29 protein-coding genes and 1 riboswitch are annotated in these 25,763 nt (G+C 60.3%); of the genes, 9 read left to right on the top strand and 20 right to left on the bottom strand.

Annotation, left to right across the window (positions count from 1 at the left end):
- Window positions 1-48: 48 nt before the first annotated feature.
- Window positions 49-220, bottom strand: a riboswitch (Lysine riboswitch).
- Between the two features lie 317 nt (window positions 221-537).
- Window positions 538-936, top strand: coding sequence for an H-NS family nucleoid-associated regulatory protein (locus AB5Y93_RS11275; protein WP_041211546.1), 399 nt, complete (start codon window positions 538-540; stop codon window positions 934-936).
- Between the two features lie 78 nt (window positions 937-1,014).
- On the opposite strand, the gene AB5Y93_RS11270 is transcribed toward AB5Y93_RS11275, so the two are convergent.
- From AB5Y93_RS11270 to AB5Y93_RS11250, 5 genes are all read right to left on the bottom strand, one after another.
- Window positions 1,015-1,578 carry a cob(I)yrinic acid a,c-diamide adenosyltransferase gene (locus tag AB5Y93_RS11270; protein WP_045524470.1) on the bottom strand — a complete coding sequence of 188 codons (564 nt, stop codon included), beginning with the start codon at window positions 1,576-1,578 and terminating at the stop codon, window positions 1,015-1,017.
- Window positions 1,575-1,805: a DUF3820 family protein gene (locus AB5Y93_RS11265; protein WP_039038687.1), complete on the bottom strand. Its 231-nt coding sequence runs from the start codon at window positions 1,803-1,805 to the stop codon at window positions 1,575-1,577. The genes AB5Y93_RS11270 and AB5Y93_RS11265 overlap by 4 nt, the downstream gene beginning before the upstream one ends.
- Window position 1,806: 1 nt before the next feature.
- Window positions 1,807-2,478: a 7-carboxy-7-deazaguanine synthase QueE gene (gene queE, locus AB5Y93_RS11260; RefSeq protein WP_010674994.1), complete on the bottom strand. Its 672-nt coding sequence runs from the start codon at window positions 2,476-2,478 to the stop codon at window positions 1,807-1,809.
- A 61-nt stretch (window positions 2,479-2,539) separates the two neighbouring features.
- Window positions 2,540-3,247 carry a 7-cyano-7-deazaguanine synthase QueC gene (gene queC, locus AB5Y93_RS11255; protein ID WP_045524469.1) on the bottom strand — a complete coding sequence of 236 codons (708 nt, stop codon included), beginning with the start codon at window positions 3,245-3,247 and terminating at the stop codon, window positions 2,540-2,542.
- A gap of 22 nt (window positions 3,248-3,269) precedes the next feature.
- Window positions 3,270-3,923, bottom strand: coding sequence for a tRNA-uridine aminocarboxypropyltransferase (locus AB5Y93_RS11250; protein WP_174722086.1), 654 nt, complete (start codon window positions 3,921-3,923; stop codon window positions 3,270-3,272).
- Between AB5Y93_RS11250 and rrtA the strand changes: the two genes are divergently transcribed.
- The gene (gene rrtA / locus AB5Y93_RS11245; RefSeq protein WP_319921616.1) at window positions 3,889-4,467 is read left to right on the top strand and encodes a rhombosortase; all 579 of its coding nucleotides are present in this window, start codon (window positions 3,889-3,891) and stop codon (window positions 4,465-4,467) included. The two genes, AB5Y93_RS11250 and rrtA, sit on opposite strands and share 35 nt — an antisense overlap.
- An 86-nt stretch (window positions 4,468-4,553) precedes the next feature.
- On the opposite strand, the gene pyrF is transcribed toward rrtA, so the two are convergent.
- The 6 genes from pyrF to cmk form a co-directional block, all read right to left on the bottom strand.
- Entirely contained in the window at window positions 4,554-5,252 is a 699-nt protein-coding gene (pyrF, locus tag AB5Y93_RS11240; protein ID WP_010674998.1) for an orotidine-5'-phosphate decarboxylase, read from the bottom strand.
- 121 nt (window positions 5,253-5,373) lie between these two features.
- Complete coding sequence (lapB, locus tag AB5Y93_RS11235; protein WP_010674999.1) at window positions 5,374-6,540, bottom strand: lipopolysaccharide assembly protein LapB; 1,167 nt, start codon at window positions 6,538-6,540, stop codon at window positions 5,374-5,376.
- A 9-nt stretch (window positions 6,541-6,549) separates the two neighbouring features.
- Window positions 6,550-6,834, bottom strand: coding sequence for a LapA family protein (locus AB5Y93_RS11230; protein ID WP_010675000.1), 285 nt, complete (start codon window positions 6,832-6,834; stop codon window positions 6,550-6,552).
- A gap of 156 nt (window positions 6,835-6,990) precedes the next feature.
- The gene (gene ihfB / locus AB5Y93_RS11225; protein WP_005299934.1) at window positions 6,991-7,275 is read right to left on the bottom strand and encodes an integration host factor subunit beta; all 285 of its coding nucleotides are present in this window, start codon (window positions 7,273-7,275) and stop codon (window positions 6,991-6,993) included.
- A gap of 92 nt (window positions 7,276-7,367) precedes the next feature.
- The gene (gene rpsA / locus AB5Y93_RS11220) at window positions 7,368-9,038 is read right to left on the bottom strand and encodes a 30S ribosomal protein S1 (protein WP_010675001.1); all 1,671 of its coding nucleotides are present in this window, start codon (window positions 9,036-9,038) and stop codon (window positions 7,368-7,370) included.
- A gap of 93 nt (window positions 9,039-9,131) precedes the next feature.
- Window positions 9,132-9,824 (bottom strand): (d)CMP kinase, encoded by a 693-nt coding sequence (gene cmk, locus AB5Y93_RS11215; RefSeq protein ID WP_041215039.1) that lies wholly within the window; start codon window positions 9,822-9,824, stop codon window positions 9,132-9,134.
- A gap of 263 nt (window positions 9,825-10,087) precedes the next feature.
- Between cmk and ribA the strand changes: the two genes are divergently transcribed.
- Window positions 10,088-10,681 carry a GTP cyclohydrolase II gene (ribA, locus tag AB5Y93_RS11210; RefSeq protein ID WP_010675003.1) on the top strand — a complete coding sequence of 198 codons (594 nt, stop codon included), beginning with the start codon at window positions 10,088-10,090 and terminating at the stop codon, window positions 10,679-10,681.
- A gap of 66 nt (window positions 10,682-10,747) precedes the next feature.
- Here the strand turns inward: ribA and AB5Y93_RS11205 are convergent, their stop codons facing one another.
- Window positions 10,748-11,650, bottom strand: coding sequence for a LysR family transcriptional regulator (locus AB5Y93_RS11205; RefSeq protein WP_161653122.1), 903 nt, complete (start codon window positions 11,648-11,650; stop codon window positions 10,748-10,750).
- Between the two features lie 93 nt (window positions 11,651-11,743).
- On the opposite strand from AB5Y93_RS11205, the gene AB5Y93_RS11200 reads away from it, so the two are divergent.
- The gene (locus AB5Y93_RS11200; RefSeq protein ID WP_368229349.1) at window positions 11,744-12,997 is read left to right on the top strand and encodes an MFS transporter; all 1,254 of its coding nucleotides are present in this window, start codon (window positions 11,744-11,746) and stop codon (window positions 12,995-12,997) included.
- Here the strand turns inward: AB5Y93_RS11200 and AB5Y93_RS11195 are convergent.
- From AB5Y93_RS11195 to AB5Y93_RS11175, 5 genes are all read right to left on the bottom strand, one after another.
- The gene (locus tag AB5Y93_RS11195) at window positions 12,982-13,536 is read right to left on the bottom strand and encodes a VOC family protein (RefSeq protein WP_199767329.1); all 555 of its coding nucleotides are present in this window, start codon (window positions 13,534-13,536) and stop codon (window positions 12,982-12,984) included. The two genes, AB5Y93_RS11200 and AB5Y93_RS11195, sit on opposite strands and share 16 nt — an antisense overlap.
- On the bottom strand, window positions 13,530-14,294 hold the full coding sequence (locus tag AB5Y93_RS11190) for a hypothetical protein (protein ID WP_010675007.1): 765 nt from the start codon (window positions 14,292-14,294) through the stop codon (window positions 13,530-13,532). The genes AB5Y93_RS11195 and AB5Y93_RS11190 overlap by 7 nt, the downstream gene beginning before the upstream one ends.
- A 153-nt stretch (window positions 14,295-14,447) precedes the next feature.
- Window positions 14,448-15,173 (bottom strand): oxygen-insensitive NADPH nitroreductase, encoded by a 726-nt coding sequence (gene nfsA / locus AB5Y93_RS11185; protein ID WP_279989221.1) that lies wholly within the window; start codon window positions 15,171-15,173, stop codon window positions 14,448-14,450.
- Window positions 15,174-15,240: 67 nt separating this feature from the next.
- Window positions 15,241-16,803, bottom strand: coding sequence for an AbgT family transporter (locus AB5Y93_RS11180; protein ID WP_010675009.1), 1,563 nt, complete (start codon window positions 16,801-16,803; stop codon window positions 15,241-15,243).
- Window positions 16,804-16,957: 154 nt separating this feature from the next.
- Window positions 16,958-18,898, bottom strand: a complete 1,941-nt coding sequence (locus tag AB5Y93_RS11175) for a bifunctional diguanylate cyclase/phosphodiesterase (RefSeq protein ID WP_039038812.1) — start codon at window positions 18,896-18,898, stop codon at window positions 16,958-16,960.
- A 148-nt stretch (window positions 18,899-19,046) separates the two neighbouring features.
- Here AB5Y93_RS11175 and AB5Y93_RS11170 point away from each other — a divergent pair, with 148 nt between their 5' ends.
- The 4 genes from AB5Y93_RS11170 to AB5Y93_RS11155 all read left to right on the top strand — a co-directional run bounded on the left by AB5Y93_RS11170 (window position 19,047) and on the right by AB5Y93_RS11155 (window position 22,330).
- Window positions 19,047-19,769 (top strand): DUF2982 domain-containing protein, encoded by a 723-nt coding sequence (locus AB5Y93_RS11170; protein ID WP_368229347.1) that lies wholly within the window; start codon window positions 19,047-19,049, stop codon window positions 19,767-19,769.
- Window positions 19,770-19,852: 83 nt separating this feature from the next.
- Window positions 19,853-20,797: a LysR family transcriptional regulator gene (locus tag AB5Y93_RS11165; protein ID WP_368229346.1), complete on the top strand. Its 945-nt coding sequence runs from the start codon at window positions 19,853-19,855 to the stop codon at window positions 20,795-20,797.
- Window positions 20,798-20,843: 46 nt separating this feature from the next.
- On the top strand, window positions 20,844-21,866 hold the full coding sequence (locus AB5Y93_RS11160; RefSeq protein WP_161653134.1) for a response regulator: 1,023 nt from the start codon (window positions 20,844-20,846) through the stop codon (window positions 21,864-21,866).
- Window positions 21,867-21,898: 32 nt separating this feature from the next.
- Window positions 21,899-22,330, top strand: coding sequence for a PAS domain-containing protein (locus AB5Y93_RS11155; protein ID WP_039038700.1), 432 nt, complete (start codon window positions 21,899-21,901; stop codon window positions 22,328-22,330).
- Window positions 22,331-22,393: 63 nt separating this feature from the next.
- Here the strand turns inward: AB5Y93_RS11155 and ltaE are convergent, their stop codons facing one another.
- The 3 genes from ltaE to AB5Y93_RS11140 all read right to left on the bottom strand — a co-directional run bounded on the left by ltaE (window position 22,394) and on the right by AB5Y93_RS11140 (window position 24,687).
- Window positions 22,394-23,410, bottom strand: a complete 1,017-nt coding sequence (gene ltaE, locus AB5Y93_RS11150) for a low-specificity L-threonine aldolase (protein WP_368229344.1) — start codon at window positions 23,408-23,410, stop codon at window positions 22,394-22,396.
- An 86-nt stretch (window positions 23,411-23,496) separates the two neighbouring features.
- Complete coding sequence (locus AB5Y93_RS11145) at window positions 23,497-24,204, bottom strand: short-chain dehydrogenase (protein WP_200163642.1); 708 nt, start codon at window positions 24,202-24,204, stop codon at window positions 23,497-23,499.
- A gap of 75 nt (window positions 24,205-24,279) precedes the next feature.
- Window positions 24,280-24,687: a transcriptional regulator gene (locus tag AB5Y93_RS11140; protein ID WP_039038703.1), complete on the bottom strand. Its 408-nt coding sequence runs from the start codon at window positions 24,685-24,687 to the stop codon at window positions 24,280-24,282.
- 166 nt (window positions 24,688-24,853) lie between these two features.
- Here AB5Y93_RS11140 and AB5Y93_RS11135 point away from each other — a divergent pair, with 166 nt between their 5' ends.
- A complete protein-coding gene (locus AB5Y93_RS11135) occupies window positions 24,854-25,753 on the top strand; it encodes an aldo/keto reductase family oxidoreductase (protein ID WP_368229342.1) in 900 nt (299 codons plus the stop codon).
- The last annotated feature ends 10 nt before the right edge of the window (window positions 25,754-25,763 follow it).

Here is a 25,763-nt window from a genome sequence, read left to right as displayed (position 1 = left end):
GAGAGGATCAAAGAAACAAAACCCATGGGGAGGGTATACTCCTCAGCCCCTTCAGGTAGCGCTCCATAGTGGATGACTATGGCAGTCCTGCACCTATTAGATGCAGAACCAGCAACCCGGTATGATGGCCTGGTCACTTCGGCGCCGACTCCTTTCATCGAGCATCGCAGGCATCACCCTCCGCTCGGTTACTCATAGGCAGCGCGCCTCTACTTAAAGGTATTCGCGGCACATTTTATCGAGCCGCCGGGTGATAGCAAGTTTTTTGATTAAATTTCAAGGTTTCTGTGGCACTCACATCTTCAAAGATAGTCAAATGGTTCATCAAAGACTCTACTGGCGATATTTTCATCTGACATGAACCCATTCGAAGATGTTGGTCCGTCAAACGGATAAAAATATCCTTCATATCTATTTCAAGACTTAATTTATCAGCCTAATTAATTATTTGGGCAGGCTTGACTTGGTGCCAAACACCCCTATAAATTATCGAAAAACCAGTTCTTCCCTTAATATTTTGCTCGCGTGGTAGCCAATATGAACGAATTTCTGAAAGTGCTGTTGAATATCCGTAGCCTGCGTGCAGTTTGCCGCGATTTGACGCTGGAACAACTGGAAGAAGGCTTGGAAAAGCTCTCCGCCATCGTCGATGAACGTCGGCAAGATGAATCCGCCGAACGCCAGGCCCGTGAAGAGCATCAAAAGAAAATTGCCGAATATGCAGAAATGCTGAAGGCCGCAGGGATCGATCCCGCCGAATTGGTCAACACCGTGGTTCCCGAGAATACCAAGGTCAGCAAACGTGCGCCCCGCCCCGCCAAATATCGTTATCTGGACAATGGCGTGGAAAAAACCTGGACCGGTCAGGGCCGCATGCCCTCGGTCATTGCCAAGGCCGTTGCTGAAGGCAAATCCGTGGAAGCCTTTGCTATCTGAGAGCAATATCAGGCCCCTTTCCACAGCAATAAAAAACCTCACAAGGCGAGGTTTTTTTATTGCCGCTTCGAGCGGTTGTCAGCCTCTGTCAGCCGCCTTGACCCAGAGGATCTCCGGGGTGCCTGACGATACCAGCAAGTATCGGGCGATGGTGAAAAACCAGTCGCTCAGCCGGTTGAGATAGGGCAAAACGGCCGGATTTACCCGCTCTACGCGGCTCAACCCAAGCAGCAGGCGCTCGCAGCGACGGGTCAGGGTACGCACCACATGTGCCTGGGCAGCCGCCCGCGAACCGCTTGGCAAAATAAAATTGCGCAGCACCGGCAACCCGGCACTGTAGGCATCTATCTGTTGCTCGAGCCTGTTCGTCCAAGCCTCGTTCACCTGCCACAGCGCATCCGTTTGCGATTCACTGGAAAATGCCAGCTCCCCGCCCAGATCAAACAGCTCCTGCTGCAACAATATGAGATCGGCCAGGAGTGTCGTCTCCCCGGCGGGTATTTCAGCCATCAACAAGCCTATTTGGGAATTCAGCTCGTCGATGGCGCCATAGGTCTCGACACGTTTATCGTCTTTGGCCAGGGAAGTGCCATCGGCCAGTCGCGTGAGCCCTTTGTCCCCTTGCCTTGTATATATTCTCATTCTGACATCCTGTTAATAATGGGAATAATCATGGACTCGAGTCCATTGAGCTTTATCTCGTAGGCCAGTGCCAGAGACTGGCCCAGGGTACCGGCCGGAAAACCGCTTCGCGCCATCCATACCAGATAGGGCTCGGGAATATCGATGATGCGCCGCCCCTTGTATTTTCCGTAAGGCATCTTGCTGGCCAGCGTCAGCAAGATGCGCTCATCGCTGAGTCCATCCATATCAATCGATATTCAGGTATTTATGGGTCTGGATGGAGAGTCGCCAGTTACGGGCGATGCAGGTCGCCATGGCCAGCTCCGTGGCCCTGGCTTTCTGGCTGATGGGTTGCAGCGCAATCATCACATCGGGGCGCAGCCGGGCGGTGGCCAGCAGGGCGTCCAGCTCCTCGATATGGTGCTCGGTAGCCACCGGGTGCTTGATCTCGTTGGCCCGCTCCAGTGCAGAGACCAGCACCGGCAACCCACCCTTCATGCCGATCTTGGGGGAAACAGTCACCCAGGTCTGCTCATGGGTCAGCACCTCGCTGGTCCCGCTGGTTTCGATCTGCACCTGATAACCCGATGCCACCAGGGCCGAAGAGAGCTCGCGCAAGTCGTAGAGGCAGGGCTCACCACCGGTCAACACCACGTGACGGGCCCGGTAACCGAGCCGGGTAAAGCTGGCCAGGATATCTTCCGTGCTCATCTTGCTCCAGCCGTCGGACTCATTGGAACGATCGAGCACCTCGCCAGGGGCCACCTCACGCTCGGGGTCCACCACCCAGGTGTGGCGGGTATCGCACCAGGGGCAGCCCACCGGGCAGCCCTGAAGGCGAACGAAGATAGCGGGCAGGCCGGTAAATACCCCCTCCCCTTGGATGGTCTGGAAGATCTCGTTGATTGGGTAGTGCATCTTGGTCACGACTTGCTGCAAAAGGGGCGGATTATACCCCAAACCCGGGCTAGGCACAGGCTCAGGATCCGCTTTTCTCGCCCAGTCCGCTCTTCTCGTAAAGTCTGGCACGGATGCCGGTCTTGTCAGCCAGATAGTGATCCAGGCCACGGCGACGCAGCTCGCAGGCCGGACAGGCCCCGCAACCATCTCCCTGGACACCGTTGTAGCAAGTGAGCGTCTGGTGACGCACGGTATCGAGGTGACCGTAATGATCCGCCAGCGCCCAGGTTTCGGCCTTGTCGAGCCACATCAGGGGGGTTTCGAAGCGGATGGGGCGATCCAGCCCCAGGGAGACCGCCTGATTGAGCGCCTTGACGAAGTCGTCGCGGCAATCGGGATAGCCGGAAAAGTCGGTCTCGCACACCCCGGTGATCACGGCCTCGGCGCCCACCTGATAGGCATAGATGGCCGCCAGGGTCAGGAACAGGATGTTGCGTCCCGGCACGAAGGTGTTGGGCAGGCCGTTCTCCTGAAGCTCGAAGCTCACCGGTATGTCGTCCCGGGTCAACGCAGAGATGGCCAGCTCCCCGAGCATGGTCACATCCATTACCTTGTGGGCGGCGATCCCGAGCGCCGTCGCCAGATGGCGGGCGGTGTCAATCTCCGCCCGGTGGCGCTGGCCGTAATCGAAGGTGATGGCATGCACTTCGTCATAGCGGGCCTGTGCCTGCACCAGACAGGTGGTGCTGTCCTGCCCGCCACTGAAGACCACGACGGCTTTTTTCATGTTTTTCACTCCTCTGGGCAACTCAACGGCGGCGGCCTTGTGCAAAGTCATGCCACTGCCGGTTCAAATGGGTAAACAGGGTCATCAGCGGGGCGAAGCGCTCAGGCTCTCCTTCCCACCGGGACAACAGATGGTAGCCCGCTTCCAGGGTGGACAGTGCCTCCTCAAAGGGCTTCTTGCGAATGGAATATTGCCCGGCAATGGCGCCGAGGGTGATCCGCGGCAACCCGAGCAGTGCAGGCGAGCTGTGCAACATGCGATAGGCTTTGCGCCAGGTGCCATCAAGGAGGATGAAGTGGGCTCGCACGGTGCGCCCACGCCTCAGGAGATGCTCCCTTGCCTCTATCAGGGTCAGGGCCTCCTCATCGGGCCACAGCACATAGCACTGGACAGCGGGGTCGGCAAGCAAGGCATTGAGCCCTTCGTCGTCGGAAAAGTCCTCCCCCACATGGATGCGCACATCGGTCAGGGACGCCGCCAGCAACGCAGCCGTCCCCTTGGGGTGACCTACTTCGGCAGGGTGTTGCAGAATATGGAGCGCAGCCAGGTTCGGCACTCGCTGAATATAATCGCACAGGCACGCTTTGAGGGCCCGGGTACAGCGTGTACAGTATCGGCTCTCTTTGTCGTTGGGCTGCTTCATGTTGTCAGGAAAATCGGGTCTGCTCTGGGTCATCGCGCTTTCGCTCGTCACTGCCTTGCTCTTTTTCACCGTGCCAAATCATCAGCTCGCCTTCGATCGCGACCTGATCGCCCAGGGCGAAGGGTGGCGCATCATAACAGGCAATCTGGCACACACCAATGGATGGCACCTGCTGCTCAACCTGAGCGGTCTGGCCGTGCTCTACAGCCTGTTTCAGGAGTACCTGACGGGATGGCGCCTGCCCGTGCTGTTGCTGCTGCTGGGAACGGCGGTCGGACTCGGCATCTGGTGGGGCTGCCCGCAAACCCAGTGGTACATGGGACTCTCCGGCCTGCTGCACGGCTTGTTCGTATGGGGTGCCATGCAGGACATCCGCTTTCATCGTCACTCCGGCTGGCTGATGCTAGCGGGCGTCGCCATCAAGCTCGGTGTGGACTTTTACAGTGCCGGCGAGAGCCCTGTCTCCGCCTTGATCGGTGCCAGGGTACACATCGAGTCACACTTCATCGGCGCACTCGCCGGCCTGCTCCTCGGCCTCTTCCCCATTCGTCTGGACGCCCAGACCGTCCACTCCTGAGCTCCCCATAGGCAAGGCCAGCCCACGGCCAAAATGCAGCAGGCCGGATCTGGGATCCGGCCTGCGCTCATTCGCCCATGACGCCGTTACCGGCAAAGCTCGGCATTGATCGCCCCAAGCACGGCGGCGGGATCCGAGGACTGGGTGATAGGACGGCCGATCACCAGATAATCCGCCCCCGCCTCCACCGCTGCCAGCGGCGTCATGACGCGGCGCTGATCACCGGCAGCCGATCCGCTCGGACGAATGCCCGGCGTCACCAGCTTGAATTCGGCTCCCAGCAGTCCCTTCAGCACACTCGCCTCTTCCGCGGAGCAGACCACACCATCCAGCCCGGCCGCCTTGGCAAGGGTGGCCAGGCGGATCACCTGTTCTGCCGGCGTCACATCCAGACCCAGGGGCGCCATGTCGGACTGCTCCATGCTGGTCAGCACGGTTACCCCGATGAGCAGGGGCGCCTTGTCCCCGTATGGCAGCAACGCCTCTCTGGCGGCACGCATCATGCGTTCGCCACCGCTGGCATGGACATTCACCATCCAGACGCCCAGCTCCGCACTGGCCGCCACCGCCTTGGCGACGGTGTTGGGAATGTCGTGAAATTTCAGATCCAGGAAGACGTCGAACCCCTTGGCCACCAGTTGACGAACGAACTGGGGACCAAACAGGGTAAACATCTCCTTGCCTACTTTGAGGCGGCACTGGGCCGGTGAGATCTGCTCAATGAAGGCAAAGGCGTCGGCTTCGTGCTGATAATCCAGCGCGACCAGTACTTTGGGGTCTTGCATGTCACTTCCTATGGATTGTTATGCCACAGCCAGGCGCAGCAGAGCCGGGGCCCGGTTGCACGCTGGCATCTGAAATTCTTGGGTATCCGTGCTTGCCCGGGCGTGTTGGCCTCGCTGGCGTTTACTCCCCATCCAGCCCTCGGATCGGCTTGATGGTGCCCCACTGCCGGCAGGAAGGGCATTGCCAGAACAGCGAATGGGTGGCAAAGCCGCACTGACGGCACTTGTGGGTCGACTTGATCTTGATCTGCTCGCCGACCAGCTGTTGCAGCAGCTCCAGGCTCTCCTTGGCAGGCCCCTCCTCGGCACTGGCCAACTGGAAACCGACCAGCTGATAGAAGCCCTTCATGGAGGGGTGGCGACGCAGTTGGCGCAGCACCAGGGCCCGGGCCTGGCTCAACCCATCGCGGGCCTCCACCAGATTGGCCAGCGCCAGGGTCACGCTGACCCCCGCATGATCCTCTACCGCTTTTTCAAGCAGCGGGATCAGCTCCTGGCTGCGACCAAGCTGGCGATAGCATTCGAGCAGTTTTGGCATGGCTTCGGAGGCAAAGTCGATATCCTGCTCGAACACCCGCAGGAGCTCCTTGGCCGCATCCTCGAACCTGCCCTCCTCCATCGCCAGATCGGCCAGCCGCAAGCTGGCGCGGGCACAGGCCGGGTGCGCACCGAGCGCACGCTTGAGCTTGGCGATGCCCGCAGGCTTGTCGCCATCGCGCAAGGCACTCTCCGCCTGTTCGCAATAGAAGTGGGATATGGGCTCGGCCAGCTTCTTGCCCTGGAATTTCTGCAGACGCACCGCCACGGCGATGGCATTGTCCCAGTCACGCAACTGCTGATGAATGATCAGGAGCTGTGCCAGAGCCGTCTCTTCGAAATCGCTGTCATCACACAGCTCTTTCCAGAGTGCTTCGGCCCGATCGAGCAAGCCGGCAGCCAGAAAGTCACGGGCCAGCTCCTGCAAGGCAAGCTGACGCTGCTCACGGGTCAGCTGACGGGCGACCAGGTTCTGGTGGATCTTGATGGCGCGATCGACCTCGCCCCGTTGACGGAACAGGTTGCCGAGGGAAAGGTGGGTTTCGATGGTTTCGCTGTCGACTTCCAGCAGCTGGATAAAGAGATCCACCGCCTTGTCCGACTCGTCAGAGAGCAAATAGTTGAGGCCCGCCACGTACTGGCGGGAAAACTGGTTACTCTGTTGCTGGGTGTCCTGGCGAACACTCCTGCGGCCCATGTACCAGCCATAACCGGCGGCGATGGGCAACAGCAGGAAAAGCAGTTCAAGCATCGAGGGACATTATTCCTTGGTTGTCGACCGGGCAAGCTCCAACTCGCGAGATTGACGACGCATGGTTCGGTTCAGGGTGCGATTTTGCAGTTTGAGACGCAGGAACAGCAGACCAAATACCAGCCAGCCCAGCAGAAAGCCGCCGGCGAAGAAGAACCCCAACAACATGGAGAGCGAGAACTCCCCCTGGGCGATCAGGTAGTTGAACTGCACCAGCTGACCATTTTGAGAACCGATGGCAAGGGTCAGGACAAACACCAGCACCAGTGGAATGAGGGCCAAGATACGCTTCATGGGAGCTCCCTGTCTGTAGCGAATGAGTGACTGATTATCCTTAAAATCACAGGCAGACTCTAGCGCGAATGGGAAAAGAGTGTGAGAAACCCGACAACGGGCAGACTCCAGGCCATAAAAATGAAAAAGGCATACTCAGGTATGCCGTTTTCTGCATTATTCGATGATGTTGACGCGTTCGCGCAACTCTTTGCCAGGTTTGAAGTGCGGGACATATTTCCCGGTCAGTTCAACCTTGTCCCCGGTCTTGGGGTTGCGACCCACGCGGGGCGCACGATAGTGCAGCGAGAAACTGCCAAATCCTCGGATTTCAATCCGGTCGCCGTTTTGCAAGGTCGATGCCATCTGCTCAAGGATCTCCTTGATAGCGGCTTCGACATCCTTGGCCGGCATATGCATGCGGCTGGCTGCCAGTTGTTCGATGAGATCTGATTTGGTCATAAGGTTAAATCTCCTTCCCCGATCACATGCAATAATCATTTTGCCAAGATAAAAAAGGGCGGCGCAATGCCGCCCTTTTCTTGCATCAAGGATTACTCACCCTTGGCGGCTTTGAACGCTTCCATCATGGCATTGCTGAACACAACTTCTTCTTGTTGGTTCAGGCTGTCGATGGCAACACGCTCGTCAGCCTCGTCCTTGGCACGGACAGACAGGCTTACGGTACGGTTCTTGCGATCAACACCCATGAATTTGGCTTCAACTTCGTCACCAACAGACAGCACCAGAGTGGCGTCTTCTACGCGGTCACGAGCAGCGTCGGAGGCACGCAGGTAGCCTTCTACGCCGTCAGCCAGTTCGATCACGGCACCCTTGGCATCAACCTCGGTAACCTTGCCCTTCACAATAGCACCTTTCTTGTTGTCAGACAGGTACTTATTGAACGGGTCTTCTTCGATCTGCTTGACGCCCAGGGAGATGCGCTCACGCTCCGGGTCCACTTGCAGAACAACGGCTTCGATTTCGTCGCCCTTCTTGAATTCACGCACGGCTTCTTCGCCCTGGTTGTTCCAGGAGATGTCAGACAGGTGAACCAGGCCGTCGATGCCGCCATCCAGACCGATGAAGATACCGAAGTCAGTGATGGACTTGATCTTGCCGGAAACACGGTCGCCCTTGGCGTGAGTTTCGGCAAACAGCTGCCACGGGTTGGATTTGCACTGCTTCAGACCCAGGGAGATACGACGACGCTCTTCGTCGATGTCCAGAACCATCACGTCAACCACGTCACCAACGTTAACAACCTTGGACGGGTGGATGTTCTTGTTGGTCCAATCCATCTCGGATACGTGTACCAGGCCTTCCACGCCTTCTTCGATTTCAACGAAGCAGCCGTAGTCGGTCAGGTTGGTCACGCGGCCAGACAGACGGGTGGTCTCCGGGTAACGCTTGGCGATAGCAACCCAGGGATCTTCGCCCAGCTGCTTCAGGCCCAGGGATACACGGGTACGCTCGCGGTCGAACTTCAGAACCTTGACAGCGATCTCGTCGCCAACGTTGACGATTTCGGAAGGATGCTTAACGCGCTTCCACGCCATGTCGGTGATGTGCAGCAGGCCGTCAACACCGCCCAGATCTACGAATGCACCGTAGTCGGTCAGGTTCTTGACGATACCCTTAACTTCTTGACCTTCTTGCAGGTTGGCCAGCAGGCTTTCACGCTCGGAGGTGTTCTCGGTCTCGATCACGGCACGACGGGAAACAACAACGTTGTTGCGCTTCTGGTCCAGCTTGATGACTTTGAACTCGAGTTCTTTGTTTTCCAGGTGAGCGGTGTCACGGATCGGACGCACGTCAACCAGAGAACCCGGCAGGAAGGCACGGATGCCGTTCAGCTCAACGGTGAAACCACCCTTGACCTTGCCGTTGATGATACCGATAACGGTAGCTTGCTCTTCGTAAGCTTTTTCAAGCTGCAGCCAGGCTTCGTGGCGCTTGGCTTTTTCGCGGGACAGCTTGGTTTCGCCGAAACCATCTTCGATAGAGTCCAGAGCCACGTCAACGGAGTCACCTACGTTGATTTCCAGCTCGCCCATGGCGTTCTTGAATTCTTCAGCCGGGATAGCAGACTCGGATTTCAGACCGGCATCAACCAGTACGAAACCGTTCTCGATAGCAACGACAGTGCCCTTGACGATGGAACCTTGACGGGTTTCAACGGCATTCAGGGACTCTTCAAAGAGTTGAGCAAAAGATTCGATCATTGTTTATGTCACAAATGAAACATCCACTTGCAATCCGGCACAAGCGGGGTTGTTTTAAATTATCTGCGCCATCCTTGGTGCAGACGACTGACATCAGTTTGCGCTGACATCACCAAGTTGTTGCTCTGCATAGGCAAGCACCGTTGCCAGCACTTCATCTATGGTCATGGACGTTGAGTCTACAACAAGAGCATCTTCCGCGGGTTTCAGGGGGGCAACGGCGCGATTTCTGTCGCGATCGTCACGTTCCCGAATCTCGGTTAAAAGACGCTCAAAGTTAACATCAAAGCCCTTATCTTGCAACTGCTTATAGCGGCGCTGGGCCCGCTCCTCGGCGCTGGCGTCGAGGAAAATCTTCACATCCGCCTCGGGGAAAACCACTGTACCCATGTCGCGACCGTCGGCGATGAGACCGGGGGCTTGGCGGAATGCACGCTGACGGCGCAGCAGGGCTTCACGTACCCGGGGAAACGCCGCGATTTTGCTGGCCGCGTTGCCCACTTCTTCAGTACGAATGGTGCGGGAAACATCCTCCCCTTCGAGGATCACCTTGACCAGCTCCCCTTCTACCTGGAATTGCACATCCAGATTGGCGGCCAGGGGAACCAATGCTGCTTCGGAATCGAGCTCCACATCGTGATGCAGGGCTGCCAGGGAGAGCACCCGGTAGATGGCACCGGAATCGAGCAGGTGCCAGCCCAGTTTTTCAGCCAGCAACTGGCACAAGGTGCCTTTTCCTGCTCCACTTGGGCCATCAATAGTCATCACGGGGGCCATCTGAGCCATAACGTTTCTCCTGCGCACTCGGCATCTTGACTGGTTGCACACATCCCTGTCGGGATGGGTTAATGGGCGCCGATTATACCCGAATGCGCCGTCGCTGGCAGTTGTCAGGGCACACTATTGCGCAAAAGTCGTCGTGATTGCACCTATTCTGACCAATCGGGTTAACCCACTTCTCACGCAAGGTTTTGTTCTTATGGTTGTTCCGAACAATGCGCGCTAAACTGGCCGCCCTTTTTTAAGCAGCTGTAGTCAGGAGCAACCATATGAGCAGCGTTACCCTCGTGGCCAAATCCAAGTTGCCGACCCCCTGGGGCACTTTCACGCTGGTTGGTTTTCAGGAAACCGGCACGGGCAAGGATCATGCCGCGCTGGTGATGGGCGATATCGCAGACGGCGAACCCGTGCTGGGACGCATTCATTCCGAGTGTCTGACCGGGGATGCCCTGTTCAGTCTGCGTTGTGACTGCGGCTTCCAATTGCAGGCCGCGCTGGAAAACATCGCCAAGGCGGGCCGCGGCGTCCTGCTGTATGTCCGTCAGGAAGGGCGAGGCATCGGCTTGCTCAACAAGATCCGGGCCTATCATCTGCAGGATCAGGGGGCCGATACCGTGGAAGCCAACGTGGCGCTTGGCTTTGCCGCCGACATGCGTGACTACACCATCTGTGCCGACATGCTCAAGGCGCTCGAGGTCAAATCCCTGCGCCTGATGACCAACAACCCGCGCAAGTTGAAGGCGATGGAATCCTTTGGCATCCCGGTGGCGGAGCGCGTGCCTCTTCAGGAAGGTCGCAATCCCCACAACGAGTTTTATCTCTCCACCAAGGCAAACAAGCTGGATCACCTGTTCAAGAAATAAGGTTGCATCCACCTTGTCAGCATACGCCTCCAGATTGGAGGCGTTTTTATTGGTGATACCACTCAATCATTCAGTATCTGTAGCGCAATGGTGAGAAACATCCCCTTGTGCCAGCAAAAAATCCCGCAATGCCCGGTTCGCCATGGAGAGCGGATCCCCCCGTCGCCAGGCTACGCAGAGATCCAGGAAGATAGGGGGTGAAAAAGGGATGCCGGTGAGGGCCGGCTCCTCTTCCAGCGCCATGCGCAGGAAGGTGGTCACGGCGAATCCCTGACGCACCACCGCCTTGAGCAGCGGGATGAGATTGCTTTCGAACGCGATGTCAGGCTCTACCCCCAACCCCTGCGCCAACACCTCCATGTGTTCCCTGTGGTAGAAGCCTCGCCGGAACATGGCGAGCTCCTGGCCGAAGAACTGTGGCAGCGAGACCGACTCAGCGCCGCGCAGCGGGTGCTCCTCCCCCACCACCATCAGCATCTCTTCCCGCAGCAGTTGCGCCCCCTCGAGGGCCGGTGGCAGATCGCTGGTGATGAGGATGGCGAGATCCAGACTGCCATCCACCATGCGGCTGAGCAGCTCCCGGGTGCCCGCCTCCTCCACCCGGATCTTCAAGCCGGGGTAGCGATGCTTGAACGCCATCAGGATTGGCGGGAAGTAATAGGATCCCATCATGTAGGGGATGCCGATGCGCACCTCCCCCCGTTCCAGCCCCTTGAGCTCGGCCATCTCGGCCTCGGCTTGGTGCATCTGGCGCAGCAGCCGTTCGGCGTGGCGGCAAAGGACCTCTCCCTCCGGGGTGAGGCGCACGCTGCGGTCCTGCCGGTCAAACAGCCGCAGATCGAGCTGCTGCTCCAGCTTGGCGATGGCCATGCTGACGGCAGGCTGGGCCACGTTCAGCCCCTGGGCCGCCCTGGTGAAGGAGCCGGCATCGCGCACCGCCAGCAGGTATCCGAGCTGTTTCAGGTCCATATCAATTTCATTTATCAGGGTGATAACTTAAATATATTATATTTATACGTTTCGTCGCACTACCCTGCACAAAAGTCGTCGGGACAACTCCATATGATCGAAGTAGGCAGTCGCGAATGGATACGCGCCACCCTGGCCCTCAGCCTGGGTTCCTTCCTGGTATTCCTCAATCTCTACCAGACCCATCCCCTGCTGCCGCTCCTGGCAGAGGTTTTCTCGGTCAGCGCCTTGTCCGCCAGCTGGACGCTGGCAGGCTGTACCGCAGGGCTGGCAGGCTCCCTGCTCTTCTGTGCCCGTCTGGCTGATCGGTTCGGACGGCGGCGGATCATGCTGTGGACCCTGGCGGCCGCCATCCTGCTCTCCCTGTGCATCCCCTGGGTCACCCACTTTGATGTGCTGGTGAGCCTGCGCATCCTGCAAGGCGTCCTGCTGGCAGGGCTGCCCGCCACCGCAATTGCCTACATGGGGGAAGAGTTCAGCAAACGTGCCCTGATCGTAGCCGTCGGCGTCTATATCGCGGCCAACTCCCTGGGAGGCATCGCGGGCCGGGTGGTCGGCGGTCTGCTGGCTGGCTGGTTTGGTGACTGGCAGCACACCTTCCTCGGCATCGGGATCATCAGCCTCGCCCTGCTGCCACTGGTTATCTGGCTGCTGCCCGCCCAGCGCTGCTTCGTGGCCGTGGAGGCAGCGCCTGGGCAACTGCGCCGCGCCATCCAGAGCCACCTTGGGAACCCCTTGCTGGTGGGGGCCTATCTCATCGGCGGCCTCAACTTCATGGTCTTCCTGAACCAGTACAGCTATCTCACCTTCCTGCTGGCCAAGGCCCCCTTCTCCCTGCCGACCCAGTGGCTCGGCATGCTGTTTCTGACCTACCTCACCGGCACCGTCGCCTCTTCACTGAGCGGCCGCGGGGCCCATCGCTGGGGAGCACAACGCCTGCTGCTGGCGGGAATAACCTTGATGGCACTCGGCAGCCTGGCCCTGTTGCAGGGGAGCCTTGTCGCCATCATCGGGGGATTGCTTGTCTCGAGCTTCGGCTTCTTCCTGGCCCACGCCTGTGCCAGCGCCTGGGTCGGCCAGCACGTGGAGCACAACCGGGCGCTCGCCTCGTCGCTCTATCTGGTGGGGTATTACCTGGGGGCCAGTCTGGGCGGGCTTTATCTGCATCCCTTCTGGGAGCAAGGGGGGCTATGGGGTCTGGTGCTCGGCATCGAGCTGGTGTTGATGATCACCGCCGGGTTGAGCCTCTGGCTCGGTCACTTGAAAGGACGTGTGGCGCCCGCTTGTGCGTTGACGCCACAGGATCAGGCTCCCGTCAACGGCCCCTCCCCTCACAGACCGTCATAATAGTCCGCCGGTACCGGCACCACGGCGCCGGTACAGAGCTCTTCGTCGATCACCTCGTCAAGCGGGCGCAGATGAAACTTGATCTGCCCAGAGGGCAGCATCAATCCTATATCCGGATTGCGTCCGTCATCGATGTTGCCGGTCTTGAAGGGGACATCGGGATGCGTCGTCACCAAGGCCGTGAGCGAGGGCACCACCAGCTCGATATGTTCGAGCCCGGCCTGATGGCTTCTACCCGCCTTGGGGGCGGCCAGTTCGATGCAGGGGACGGTCACCTGCTCCCAGCAGACGGGCTGGTGCAAGCGATAGGTGGCGATGGGACGCCCGCCTATCATCCCCTCCACCAGCAAGACGCCGTGGGCGGCCAGCACCGCTTTCAACTCCAGATATTCCGGCAGGGTGGCGGCGCGGTAGCAGAGGTGATCCACCACGGGGGAGTCATTGCCCCCCATGACGGCACGCATTTCCGTGAGCAGTTGGCAAACAAATGGGGCCATGGGCCCCAGTGTGGAATCCAGGGGATGTGACATGATCACCATTTCTTCTTGGGTTGGAACAGGACGTCCAGTTCGTCCGTCTCTTTGTCCTTGATGTTTTGCAGCTCCTTCTCGCTGTGCTGCTGCAGGTGTTCTTCCAGCTGGCGCATCCCCTGACGCATGTCCTCTTCCCGCGCCAGCAGGTAGGGATCCTTGTCGGTGACATTGGCCAGCGCCCCCAGCCCCTTGGTGTAGAGCTGGCGGCAGGTGCCGTACTGCCCCTGGATCTGGGCATCCATGGCCCGCTTGAGCAGGTTGGCGATGTTGATCTTGAGCTGCATCAGCTCGAGGCGGCGATCCTCCTGGGCAAAGCCCTGGGGATCTATCTTGCCCTTGTTGTGCTCGACCCGCAGCACGGCCCGCATCTTCTTTGCCAGTTGCAGCATCTGGATGGCCTGGCGGTCGGACTCCGGCGTCTTGAAATGCCCCTCGTCCTGGCTGCTGTAGTTCTCCTGCACGTTCTTGATCTGGAGCTGGACATCGGCGATGCGCTGCTTGACCTGCGCATTGGGCATCACCAGCGCGATGGCGCGGTAGGCATCCAGGATCCGGTGTTGCAACAGCAGCACCATGTTTTTGGAAAAGGGCACCAGGTTGACGTTCAGCAACACCTCTTCAGTCTCGTCTGCCACCGCCTTGTGACGGGCAATGGCCTGGCGCTTGTCCGATTCGGCCTTCTGCTTGTATTGCTGCACCACGTTATAGGCGATGACCAGAAACAGGAGTGCGCCGATTGACAGCAATATCAGGGTTAAAATCATAGGGTGTTCACACTCCAGTCCCAATCCAATTGCGAGATCCTACAACAGCTTAGCCTCATAGGGTAGCGCCCAGATCCCGTATTGCCTCACAAGAACGCTCGCAGGCGGTGACCGCATCCGGTGCGTCATGCTCCATATCGCCCGCAGCCCCCATTACTTGAGGCAAAAACCCTTCGACTGCAGGAATCCCAGCATGAAGGGCCTCGCCTCCTTGCCCAGGATCCCCCTGATCTGTCCGCTCCAGGTCTGATCCTTGCTGTTGCTGCTGCGGGCCTGGTAGTAGTCGTGGATCTGCCCGTCGTACCGGGCCAGCAGGGCGCGGTCCAGGGTGGCAGGATAGCGGTTCTCGTGCACCACCAGCGCCCGGGGCAGCCGCGGTTTTTGCTCCGGCCGCTGGGCGGGATGGCCCAGGCAGAGGCCAAACAGCGGGATCACCTGATGGGGTAGACCCAGCACCTCGCTCACCTCGGCCGGATTGTTGCGAATGCCGCCGATATAGACCCCGCCCAGCCCAAGTGACTGGGCCGCCAGTAAGGCATTTTGCGCCATCAGGGCGCCGTCGATGGCCCCGATCATGAGCTGCTCCACAAAGCCGGTGCGGGCCTCCGGCACTATCTGGCTGTGACGATGGTAGTCGGCGCAAAACACCAAAAACTCCGCCGCTTCGACCACATAGGCCTGATGGCCGGCCAGCTCCGCCAGGGTGGCCCGCAACCCCTTGTCGGTAACCCGGATGATGCTGTTGGCCTGGAGGAAGCTGGAGCTCGCGGCGCTCTGGGCGGCGCTCAGGATCTGATCCAGCTGCTCTGCGCTGACGGGCTCTGGGGTGAACTGGCGAATGGAGCGATGGGAAAGAATGAGATCGATGGTCGGGTTCATGGTACCTCCGGGATGAAGGTCACACTCTACCCAAAAAAAGCGGGGGGCCCAAGGCCCCCCGTCACCCTCAAGGGGCAGGATAGACATAGGGGGCCTGCAACCCAAGCGGGAACCCCAGCGCCCAGTAGAGCAGCAGGAAGCCCGTCCAGCTCACCAGGAAGGCCAGGGAGTAAGGCAGCATCATGGAGACCAGGGTGCCGATGCCTGTGCTCTTCACATACTGCTGGCAATAGACCACCACCAGGGGGAAGAAGACCATCAGCGGGGTGATGATGTTGGAGGCGGAATCCCCCACCCGATACGCGGCCTGAGTCAGCTCGGGCGAGATCCCCACCGCCATCAGCATGGGCACCAGGATGGGGCTGATGAGGGCCCACTTGGCGGAGGCCGAGCCCACCACCAGGTTGACGGTGGCCGTCAGCAGTATGATGCCGACGATGGTCACCTCTCCCGGCAGCGCCAGGGCGTGAAGCACCTCGGCACCGGAGAGCGCCAGCAGGGTACCGAGGTTGGAATCCCCGAACGCCTTGATGAAGAGGGCGCAGAAGAAGGCCATCACCATGTAGGAGCCCATCTTGTTCATGGTGGCCGACATGGCGTCGATCACATCCTTGCCGCTCTTGAAGCTGCCGGCGACAAAGCCGTAGACGATCCCGGGCAGGATGAAGAGCAGGAAAATGAGGGGCACGATGGACTTCATCACCGGCGCGGCGAAGGTGGTGAGGGAACCGTCCGGTGCCCGCATCGGCGAGTCGCCGGGGGCCAGCGCCAGCCCCAGCAGCACCACGGCCGCCAGCATGGCGAACCCGGCCCAGTTGAAGGCCCGGCTCTCCTGGGCGCTGTAACGACCCATCTCGTCGGCGCTCTCCAGATCCTCGTTGAGAGGCACCTGCTTGAGGCGCGGCTCGACAATCTTCTCGGTGACAAACCAGCCCACGCAGATGATCAGCAAGGAAGAAGCGCCGGTGAAGATGATATTGCACAGGGTGTTGACCATGTAGTCAGGGTCGAACAACTGGGCTGCAGACTGGGTGAAACCCTGAAGCAGCGCATCCCCGCCGGAAGGCAGGAAGTTGGCGGCAAACCCGCCGGAAACCCCGGCAAAGGCTGCGGCAATCCCCGCCAGCGGGTGGCGACCCGCCGCATGGAAGATGATGCCGCCAATGGGGATCACCAGCACATAGCCCGCATCGGCGGCGGTATGGCTGACGATGGCCACCAGGATCAGCATGGGGGTCAGAAAGCGCGCCGGCGTCACCTTGAGCAGCTTCTTGAGCCCGGTGTTGATGAAACCGGACTGTTCAGCCACCCCGACCCCCAGCATGGCCACCAGCACGATGCCAAGGGGAGCAAACCCGGTGAACGTGGTGACCATGCTGGCGAGAAAGTCCGCCAGCCCTGCCCCGGTCAACAGGTTGTTGATGACCACGGCCTCTCCGGTGCGGGGATTGACCAGATCGAAGGAGAACTGGGAGCCTATCCAGGAGCCGACCCAGACGATCAGCAAGGCATAGAGGAAGAGCATGGCGGGATCCGGCAGCTTGTTGCCCGCCTTCTCCACCCCGTTCAGAAAGCGGTTCAACCAGCCGTTGGGAGGGGCCGGACGCTCGTTCACTGCAGCTTGACTCATTATGGTGATACTCCATTACCAAGGAATGAGCGCGCATACTAGCGATAACGTCTAATGGATCCCATGATATGAGACAAAAATTCGATTAATTATGTTTAATTTGGCATCTCGCACTTCATAAATGGGAGATGCCGCACATTTATCGACAACTTGCTCAATGGTTTGCGAGGGGGTAGCGACCCAGTCGGCACTGTACAGCGAACCCCGCCGCCGCAACCTCTTCCGGGGTCATGGGACGGCTGAACAGAAATCCCTGGAAGACATGGCAACCCTGGGTCTGCAGGGCCGCGAGCTCATGCTCCTCCTCCACCCCTTCCGCCAGGATCCCGAGCCCCAGACTGGTGGCCATGGCCACCGTCGCCCGGATCACCGGCAGGTTGAGCCCCACCACGAAGGAGCGGTCCAGCTTGATGGTGTCGATCGGCAACCGGTTGAGGTAGGCCAGGGAGGAGTAGCCCGTCCCGAAGTCGTCGATGGCGATCTTGATCCCCTGCTCGCTCAGGGCGTCGAGGATCTCGATGCACCCCTTCATGTCGAGCATCAGCACCGTCTCGGTCAGCTCCAGGGTCAGCAGCGCCGCCTCCACCGAGAATGCCTCGAGCAGTTGGGCCACCAGCTCCGGCAAACTGGCAGAGAGCTGGAAGCCCGAGAGATTGACCGACACCGGCACCCTCACCCCATCCTGTCGCTGCCACTCCCCCATCTGGGCCAATGCGGTGGAAAGCACCCAGCTTCCGATTTCCCGGATGAGCCCCATCTCTTCGGCCAGCGGAATGAACTCCGCCGGCGACACATGGCCAAGCACGGGATTGTACCAGCGTACCAGGGCCTCGAAACCGATGACCCGACCTTGCGCCACATCCACCTGGGGCTGATAGCGCAGGCTGAGCTCCCCCCGACCGACGGCCTTGGCCAGAAACTGCTTGAGGGTCAGCTTGCGATGCAGGCTTTGCTGCATGCTGGGGGTGAAGCGCTGCCAGCGAAGCCGCCCCATCTGCTTGGCCTGGTACATGGCCATGTCGGCACGGGTGATGAGGTTGTCGCCATCATCCGCGTCGTCCGGGTAGATGGCGATGCCGATGCTGCCGCCGATGGTGACCTCGGGGACACCGCTCAGCTGCAGTGGCTTGCTCATCTGGGAGAGCATGAGATCCGCCACCTCCTGGGCCCGATCGCTCGCCTGGTTGAGGGGCACCAGGGCGGTGAACTCATCCCCGCCAAGGCGCGCCAGCTCCACGTCCCGCGGGCAGATCTGCTTGAGCCGTCCGGCGACCCGCTCCAGCAGGCGATCCCCGGCCTTGTGGCCGTAGTTGTCATTGACCAGCTTGAAGTTGTCCAGATCCATGAACACCAGGGCAAAGCGCCCCCCGAGGCCGCAATAGGCTTCCAGGGATTTCATCAGGCCGTAGCGATTGAGCAACCCGGTGAGGGAGTCGTGCCAGGCCAGGTGTCGATGCTCCAGCTCTTCGAGCTTGCGATCCGTGATGTCCCGCATGGTCAGCAGGATCCGTGCCCCCTGCTGGATATGGCGAAACTGGTACTGGAACCAGCGCATCCCCTTCTGGGTGCGACACTCCCCTTCGGCCACCACTTCGTCCAGACGGGAGAGGCGACGATAGAAGGCCTCGTCCGCACCGGAGAAGATCTGGGGCAGCGTCAGAATGCCGGTGCCAAAGCACATGTCGAAGTGATGGTTGCCGCTCTCTAGGCGCCCCTCGTTGTCAAAGAGACAGGCCAGGGTGTCGCCGGTGGCGAGGGAGGACTCCTGATAGAGGGTGTCGGCATCGATGACCGCTTCCGCCATCATCATCTGCCGTCCGGCAAGCTGGATCCCGGAAAGACGCAGATAGACCTGCTTCTTGACCCCCTTGGGCGAGAGGGTCCACCACTCGTTGTAACTGCGCTCCTGCTGGAAATCGCCGAGATAGCGCTGCAGCAGCAGATCGATGGCGGCCGCCATGTCGGCGGAGAAATCCCGGGACTTCAGCTCGGCCAGGGAGCTCGCCTCCCAGAGCCCGAGGGCAGCATCGTTGGCCCAGTAAATATGATGACGCTGGATGTCATAGACCCAGACCGGCGTGTGGAGGACATCCATCACGGTGAGCAGGCGTTCGTCTAGCGTATTCATGTTGAGTGATGATTCATGCTGAAAGCTCATGGTCGAACCAGTCGCTTGCGCCCCCTGACAGGATCATTCGCGCTGGTACAAAATCCGTTCCGGCCCATAATCGGATAACAAACGGATGAAAAAAGGCCGAAATCATATGAAAACGCTACATGTGATCCCCATGGTACGAAGAAATGGACTCACACTGGTATTGTTGGGCATGGTGATAACCATTGCTATGATTTTTATACTTTTTTTTCTTCGTGAACAACTACTAATCCCCGCCATTTCCCTCCTCCTCGCGGGCCTGATGACAATTCTTGTCGGGGTTTGGAAACTGGGTGAGCCTCATTTTAGTCTCTCTTTGTGTCAGGACTGCCTGCAATACCATCACAAGTACGGCGGCTGGATCCTGAAATGGAGAAATATTCAGCGAATTGACCAACCACGTATCCATTTGGGGTGGGATCTGGTGGAGCTGCCCTACATCGGTTTGAAAATAAAGGATTACGACGCTTTTTTGACGCTGATCACACCCCGGCTCGCCGTCCGTCTGCTGACCGAGCAGCGCGCCGTGCTGATGCAGGCCATGCGAAGCGAGCGCTCCGGCTGCCCGACCGGAGGGTGCGGCAGTGGGCTCCTGGGAGAGGGACTGCTGGAGGAGAGCCGCTTCTGCTCACCCGCCGGCCAGCGCTATGAGGGGGTGATCGCCATGCTCGGCAACCGCATGGCACGGCTGCGTGATCTGTTGGGGTACGATCTGCTGGTGCCCGACAACAGCCTCGACAGATCCCCGGAAGATTTCGTCCATCTGCTCCAGCAATACCAGCGCGAGTCGAATCTAATCCAGATCAATTAAACGCCGGATTGCGCTTGCCAAGCCCGGTGACTCTTCATAAGGTCACTGGCTTGTTACAGCCAGAACACCCCCTAAAACCGCTTATGAAGTACATCGAAGAGTTCTATCTGTTCGTCAAGGTGGTGCAAGAGGGCGGTTTCTCCCACGCCGCCGCTGCGCTGGGCATGCCGACCGGCACCATCAGTCGACGTATCTCCCAACTGGAAGAGCAGCTCGGATGCAGCCTGCTGCACAGATCCACCCGCAAGCTGCGTCTCACCGACGAAGGGCTGCGCTATTACGAGCGCCTCTGTACCCCCCTTGCGGAAATAGAGCAGGCCACCGGCGAAATTCGGGGTGAGGAGACGGACATCAGCGGCCTCATCCGCCTCGCGGCCCCCATCGCCCTCTCCAACACCATCCTGGTCGACATGCTGGTGGACTTCGGCCTGCGCTATCCCGGGGTACAGTTCGACATCCGCCAGTCCAACGATCATGCCCTCCAGGCGGATCAGGACAGGGACCTGGTCTTTTTCAACGGCGAGCTTCCCCAGACCCTGCCCAACGCCCTCTGTCTGGGTCACATCCAGTACGGTCTGTTCGCCTCCCCCCTCTATCTGGAGAAGATGGGTGTGCCCTCCCACCCGACCCAGCTGGAAGAGCACGATCTCATCTACTGCTGGCCCCATCAGCACTGGCAACTGAGCGGGCGGGACGAACAGACGGTCTGCATCAAGCGCACACCTCGCCTTTGCATCGACCAGACCCAGGCCGCCGTACGAGCATCCCAGCGCCACCTCGGCATCGTCAACGCCCCGCAGCACTATGTGCACCCCTTCCTGCAAGATGGTCAGCTCGTCCCCGTCCTGCCTGACTGGCAGTCGGGAAAACGTCCCTTCTACATGCTCCATTGTCAGCCCCGGTTCACCCCGTTGCGTGTTAAGATGTTCGCCGATTTCGTCGAGAAGCACTCTGAGCGCTATCGTACCCGCCAGCAGAACGATCAATTTTCACCGGCGCAGCCGCTGCCCGTTGCATCTGACGGCTGATGACCCACACTTAGCGCAATCCTCGTTGCACAGGTCGGCTAACACTATGAATGTATTGATATGTGATGACTCCGGGTTCGCGCGCAAACAGCTGGTGCGCGCCCTGCCCGCCGATTGGGATGTCACCTTGCACCAGGCCGCGGACGGACTGGAAGGGGTCGAGCAGATCCTGATGGGGCACGGGGACCTGATCTTTCTCGATCTCACCATGCCGGAGATGGACGGTTATGGCGTGCTCGAGACCCTCAAGCGAGAGGGGGTGCGCAGCAAGGTGATCGTGGTTTCCGGCGACATCCAGCCGGAAGCCCATGAGCGTGTCATGGCTCTTGGCGCCCTCGATTTCATCAAGAAGCCGGCTTCCCCGGACACCCTCCTTGCCTTGCTCAAGCGCCACGGTCTGTGGCAATCAGCCACCCAGGTGACGGCCATCCAGCACCAGCCCGTCGCCAGCCACCAGGCTGCCCAGAGCAGCATCCAGTTCACCCCCGAGCTGCGGGATGTCTATCAGGAGCTGGCCAACGTCGCCATGGGCCAGGGGGCGGATCTGCTGGCCCGCCTGCTCGGCGCCTTCGTGCTGCTCCCCATCCCCAACGTCAACGTGCTGGAGGTCTCCGAGCTGCACATGGCGCTCTCGGCCGCCGCCGAGTCGGAGACGCTCTCCGCGGTCTGTCAGGGCTTCATCGGGGCCGGGATCGCCGGGGAGGCCCTGCTGCTGTTCCACGATGCCAGCTTCCAGGACCTGGCCCGCCTGATGAACCATCAGGGGGAGCTGGATCACGGCGCCGAGCTGGAACTGCTGATGGACACCGCCAATGTGCTGATCGGTGCCTTCTTGCGCGGCTACGCCAACCAGCTCGACACCCCTTTTAGCCAGGGTCACCCCGTGGTGCTTGGCCAGCACAGGCCCATTCAGGATCTCATTCGGACCAACCAGAGCCGCTGGCGCCGCACTCTGGCCATCGAGATCAACTATCGGGTGCAGGGCTATGCGGTGCAGTGCGATCTCTTGCTGCTGTTTACCGAAGATTCCATCGCCACCATGAACAACAAGATCATGCACATGCTCTGACCGCTCCGCGGCAGCAACCACCAGGAGTGACCATGGACATTCGGGAATTTCATTGGCTGATGAACATCGTCCAGAATCTGGACGTGGGGCTGGTCGTGCTCGACAGGGAGTACCGGATTCAGGTGTGGAACGGCTTCATGGAGAGTCACAGCGGCCGGTTGGCAGGCGAGGTGCGCGATCAGGGGCTGTTCTCGCTCTTCCCCGATGTGGACAAGGCCTGGTTCGAGCGCAAGGCCAACATGGTGTTCAAGCTCAACAACCGTGCCTTCAGCACCTGGGAGCAGCGCCCCTACCTGTTGCGCTTCTCCAACTACCGCCCCATCACGGGATCGGCCCCCTACATGTACCAGAACCTGACCCTGGTGCCGCTGGCCGACTTCGCCGGAGAGGTCACCCACCTGGCCATCATGATCTATGACGCCACCGACGAGGCCATGCTGATCACCGGCCAGCGCCAGGGATGACCGACCCTGCCATGACAACAAGGGCGCCTAATGGCGCCCTTGTTGTTGCGATGGGGAATGGCGTCAGCCACTCAGGTACTCGGTGAAGGCGTCGATCACCTCGTCGATGTCATCGTCGGTGATCTGCAGGTGGGTCACCAGCCTGAGCTCCCCGTAGCCGGAGAAGAGAATACCGCGCTCCTTCATGAAACCCAGCAAGGTGGCGGGATCCCCCTGGGTCAGGCGCAGGAACACCATGTTGGTCTGCACCTCCCCCATGTTGAGTGTGATGCCTGGCAAGGCGGCCAGCCCCTCTGCCAGACGCCTGGCGCGGCGATGATCATCCGCCAGCCGGGCAACGTGCTGATCCAGCGCGAACAGGGCGGCCTGGGCCAGGATCCCTCCCTGGCGCATGCCGCCCCCCAGCATCTTGCGCAGCCGTCTGGCGCGGGCGATGAACGCAGCCGATCCCACCAGCAGGGACCCCACTGGTGCCCCCAGTCCCTTGGAGAGGCAGACAGAGATGCTGTCAAAAGGCGCCGCGATGGCGGCCACCGGCTCCCCGCTCGCCACCACCGCATTGAAGAGGCGAGCCCCGTCCAGGTGCAGCTTCAGCCCCTTCTCGTCGACGAATTCGCGCATGGCGCGCAGGTAGGTCAATGGCAGCACCTTGCCGTTATGGGTATTTTCCAGGCAGACGAGGCGCGTCTGGACGAAATGGGGATCATCGGGAGCGATGCCCCCCCGCACATCCTCGATGGCCAGGGTGCCGTCCACCTGCATGGGGACCGATTGCAGGGCCACCGAGCCCAGCACGGCAGAACCCTGGGCCTCATAGCGATAGATGTGGGAGGCCACCCCCAGCACGGCCCCTTCCCCACGCTGACAGTGACTCATCATGGCCAGCAGGTTGGACATGGTGCCGGAGGGCACGAACAGGGCCTCCTCCTTGCCAAGCAGTTCGGCGCCGCGGCGCTCCAGCGCATTGATGCTGGGATCTTCCCCATAGACATCGTCTCCCACCTCGGCATGCAGCATGCTCTGGCGCATGGCTTCCGTGGGTTGGGTCACGGTATCACTTCGTAAATCGATATAGCGCATGTCATCCTCCTGATGCAGGACGATGACATTAACCAGCCGACACCCGGCTGGCAAGAAACGGCAAGCGGGAATGTGAGCCCGGCGGCTCACCAGGGCAGCGACTGACCCTGCAGATCCACGAAACGGCCCGAGTGCGCCGGCGTCAGTGTGGCCATCAGATCCAGCAGGCGGACGGCGACCTCGGCGGGGTCCTGCAGCAAGGTGGGATCCATCTCCTGAAGAAAAGGTTGCTGCATGGGGGTATTCATGAGGCCGGGATGCACGGTGATGACACCGGCGCCGGGAAAACGTCCTGCCCACTCACCCGCCAGGATCCGGGATCCCATGTTGAGGGCGGCCTTGCTCATGCGGTAGCTGTAGTGACACATGGCCTCCTCGCCCCCCTTCTCCAGGCTTCCCGCCCGATCCGAGAGAGTGCAGAGCCAGAGCGTGCTCTGGGACATCATGCGCCGGCTGAGGTTGGCACCAAGGGCCAGGTGGGGCCAGGCATTGGCCAGCAGACTCTCTTCGAGCCATTGGGGGGTCACCTCCTCCACCCGCCGCTCCGGCATGTGGGCAAGATCATGGAGCAGGCCTATGGTGTTGATCACTACCGTCGGCAGGGTGGTGCTGTCATAGAGGGTAAAGAGGGCCTCAAAGGAGAGCGGGTCCACCTCCTGCAGCGGAAAGTAGCAGGCGGGATCCAGCCCCCTGGGCAGTTGCCTGCCCGCCAGCAACCACTCTTCGCCCCGTCTGGCCAGCTCCCGTGCCAGCGCACTGCCCAACCCGCCACTGCCCAGGATCAGATAGCTCATCTGCGTGTCCTTGGATTTGATCACTGCTTAGAGGGTATCAGAAGAATGGCGGACTGCCGGGAACACCCGTCAGGCTCAGGCCTCGGCCAGATGGCGCCCAAACTCCCGCGCCCGGGCCAGGTCCAGAAAACCGTCCGCCTGCTTGTGGCTGCGCAGGAACTGATAATAGGCGAGCAGGGTCACCAGTTGCTCCTCGTCCGGCATGGGCTTTCCCGGACGGGTCTCCTGCACCAGCGCCCCCGCCGCCGCCAGCGCGTCCCTGTCCACCACCTCGGCCTGACGATAGAGATACCCGCAACCGGTGGCGAGCCACTCCAGCGAGCAGTTGGCCCCCATGGCAATCTGGTTCGCCTTGCCAAGGCCGGGCTCGGCCCCTTTCAGATACTTGCGGATCAGGGCTTCACTCAACCCCACCTTGCGGGCAAAAGCGCTCACGCTCCCCTCCCCGATCAGGCTTTGCAGCCTGGCGGCAAATCCTTCCATCACCCCTTCTCCTCTCACTGACACCGGGAGCTTGACCCGTCGGAGTCAGAACCATAGTTCGAATTCGCGAAGGGGGCATTATTGCCTTGTCCGCCGGAAGAGACCAAGATGCTGGCACATGATTTTGCCCCTTTCTTTTCGCATTTTTATCTCCAGAGGAGTCACCATGTCCGTATCCCGTCTGGCCCTGCATGAGCAAGGCCCCACCTTCTCCCGCCTCATCATGGGCTACTGGCGCCTGATGGAGTGGCAGCTCTCCCCCGCCGCCCTGCTGGACCTGATGAAATATCACCTTGATCTCGGGGTCACCACCATCGATCACGCCGACATCTATGGTGGCTACCAGTGCGAGGAGGCCTTCGGCCATGCCCTGCGCCTGGAGCCCTCCCTGCGCGATCGCATGGAGATCGTCAGCAAGTGCGGCATCGCCCTCACCGCCAATCCGGCCCACGCCCTGAATCACTACAACACCGGCAAGGGACACATCGTCGCCAGTGCCGAAGCCTCCTTGCAAAAGCTCGGCTCCGATCATCTGGATCTGTTGCTGATCCATCGCCCCGACCCCCTGATGAACGCCGACGAGGTGGCCGACGCATTCATCACCCTCAAGCAGGCAGGCAAGATCAAGCACGCCGGGGTATCCAACTTCACGCCCCACCAGTTTGCCCTGCTGCAATCCCGTCTGCCCTTCCCCCTGGTCACCAACCAGCTGGAGATCTCCCCGCTCCATCAGGAGGGGACGCTGGATGGCGCCCTGGATCAATGCCAGCAACTGCGCATCAAGCCCATGGCCTGGTCCTGCCTTGGCGGCGGGCGGCTGTTCCATGCCCCCGACTATGCCCCGCTGCGGGCGGAACTCGAGCAGATCCGCCAGGAGGTGGGCGCCGACTGTCTGGAGCAGGTGGTCTACGCCTGGGTAATGATGATGCCGAGTCAGCCGCTGCCCCTCATCGGCTCCGGCAAACGGGAGCGGATCGCCGCCGCCGTGGCAGCCGAGTCCATTGAGCTCACTCGCCAGCAGTGGTTCCGCATCCGCAAGGCCGCTCTGGGTTATGACGTGCCCTGAGTCTGCACCA

Origin of the sequence: Aeromonas sp. R10-1, assembly GCF_040908465.1 — a bacterium.
GTDB lineage: Bacteria > Pseudomonadota > Gammaproteobacteria > Enterobacterales > Aeromonadaceae > Aeromonas > Aeromonas caviae.
This window is presented reverse-complemented; position numbering and strand designations above follow the sequence as displayed.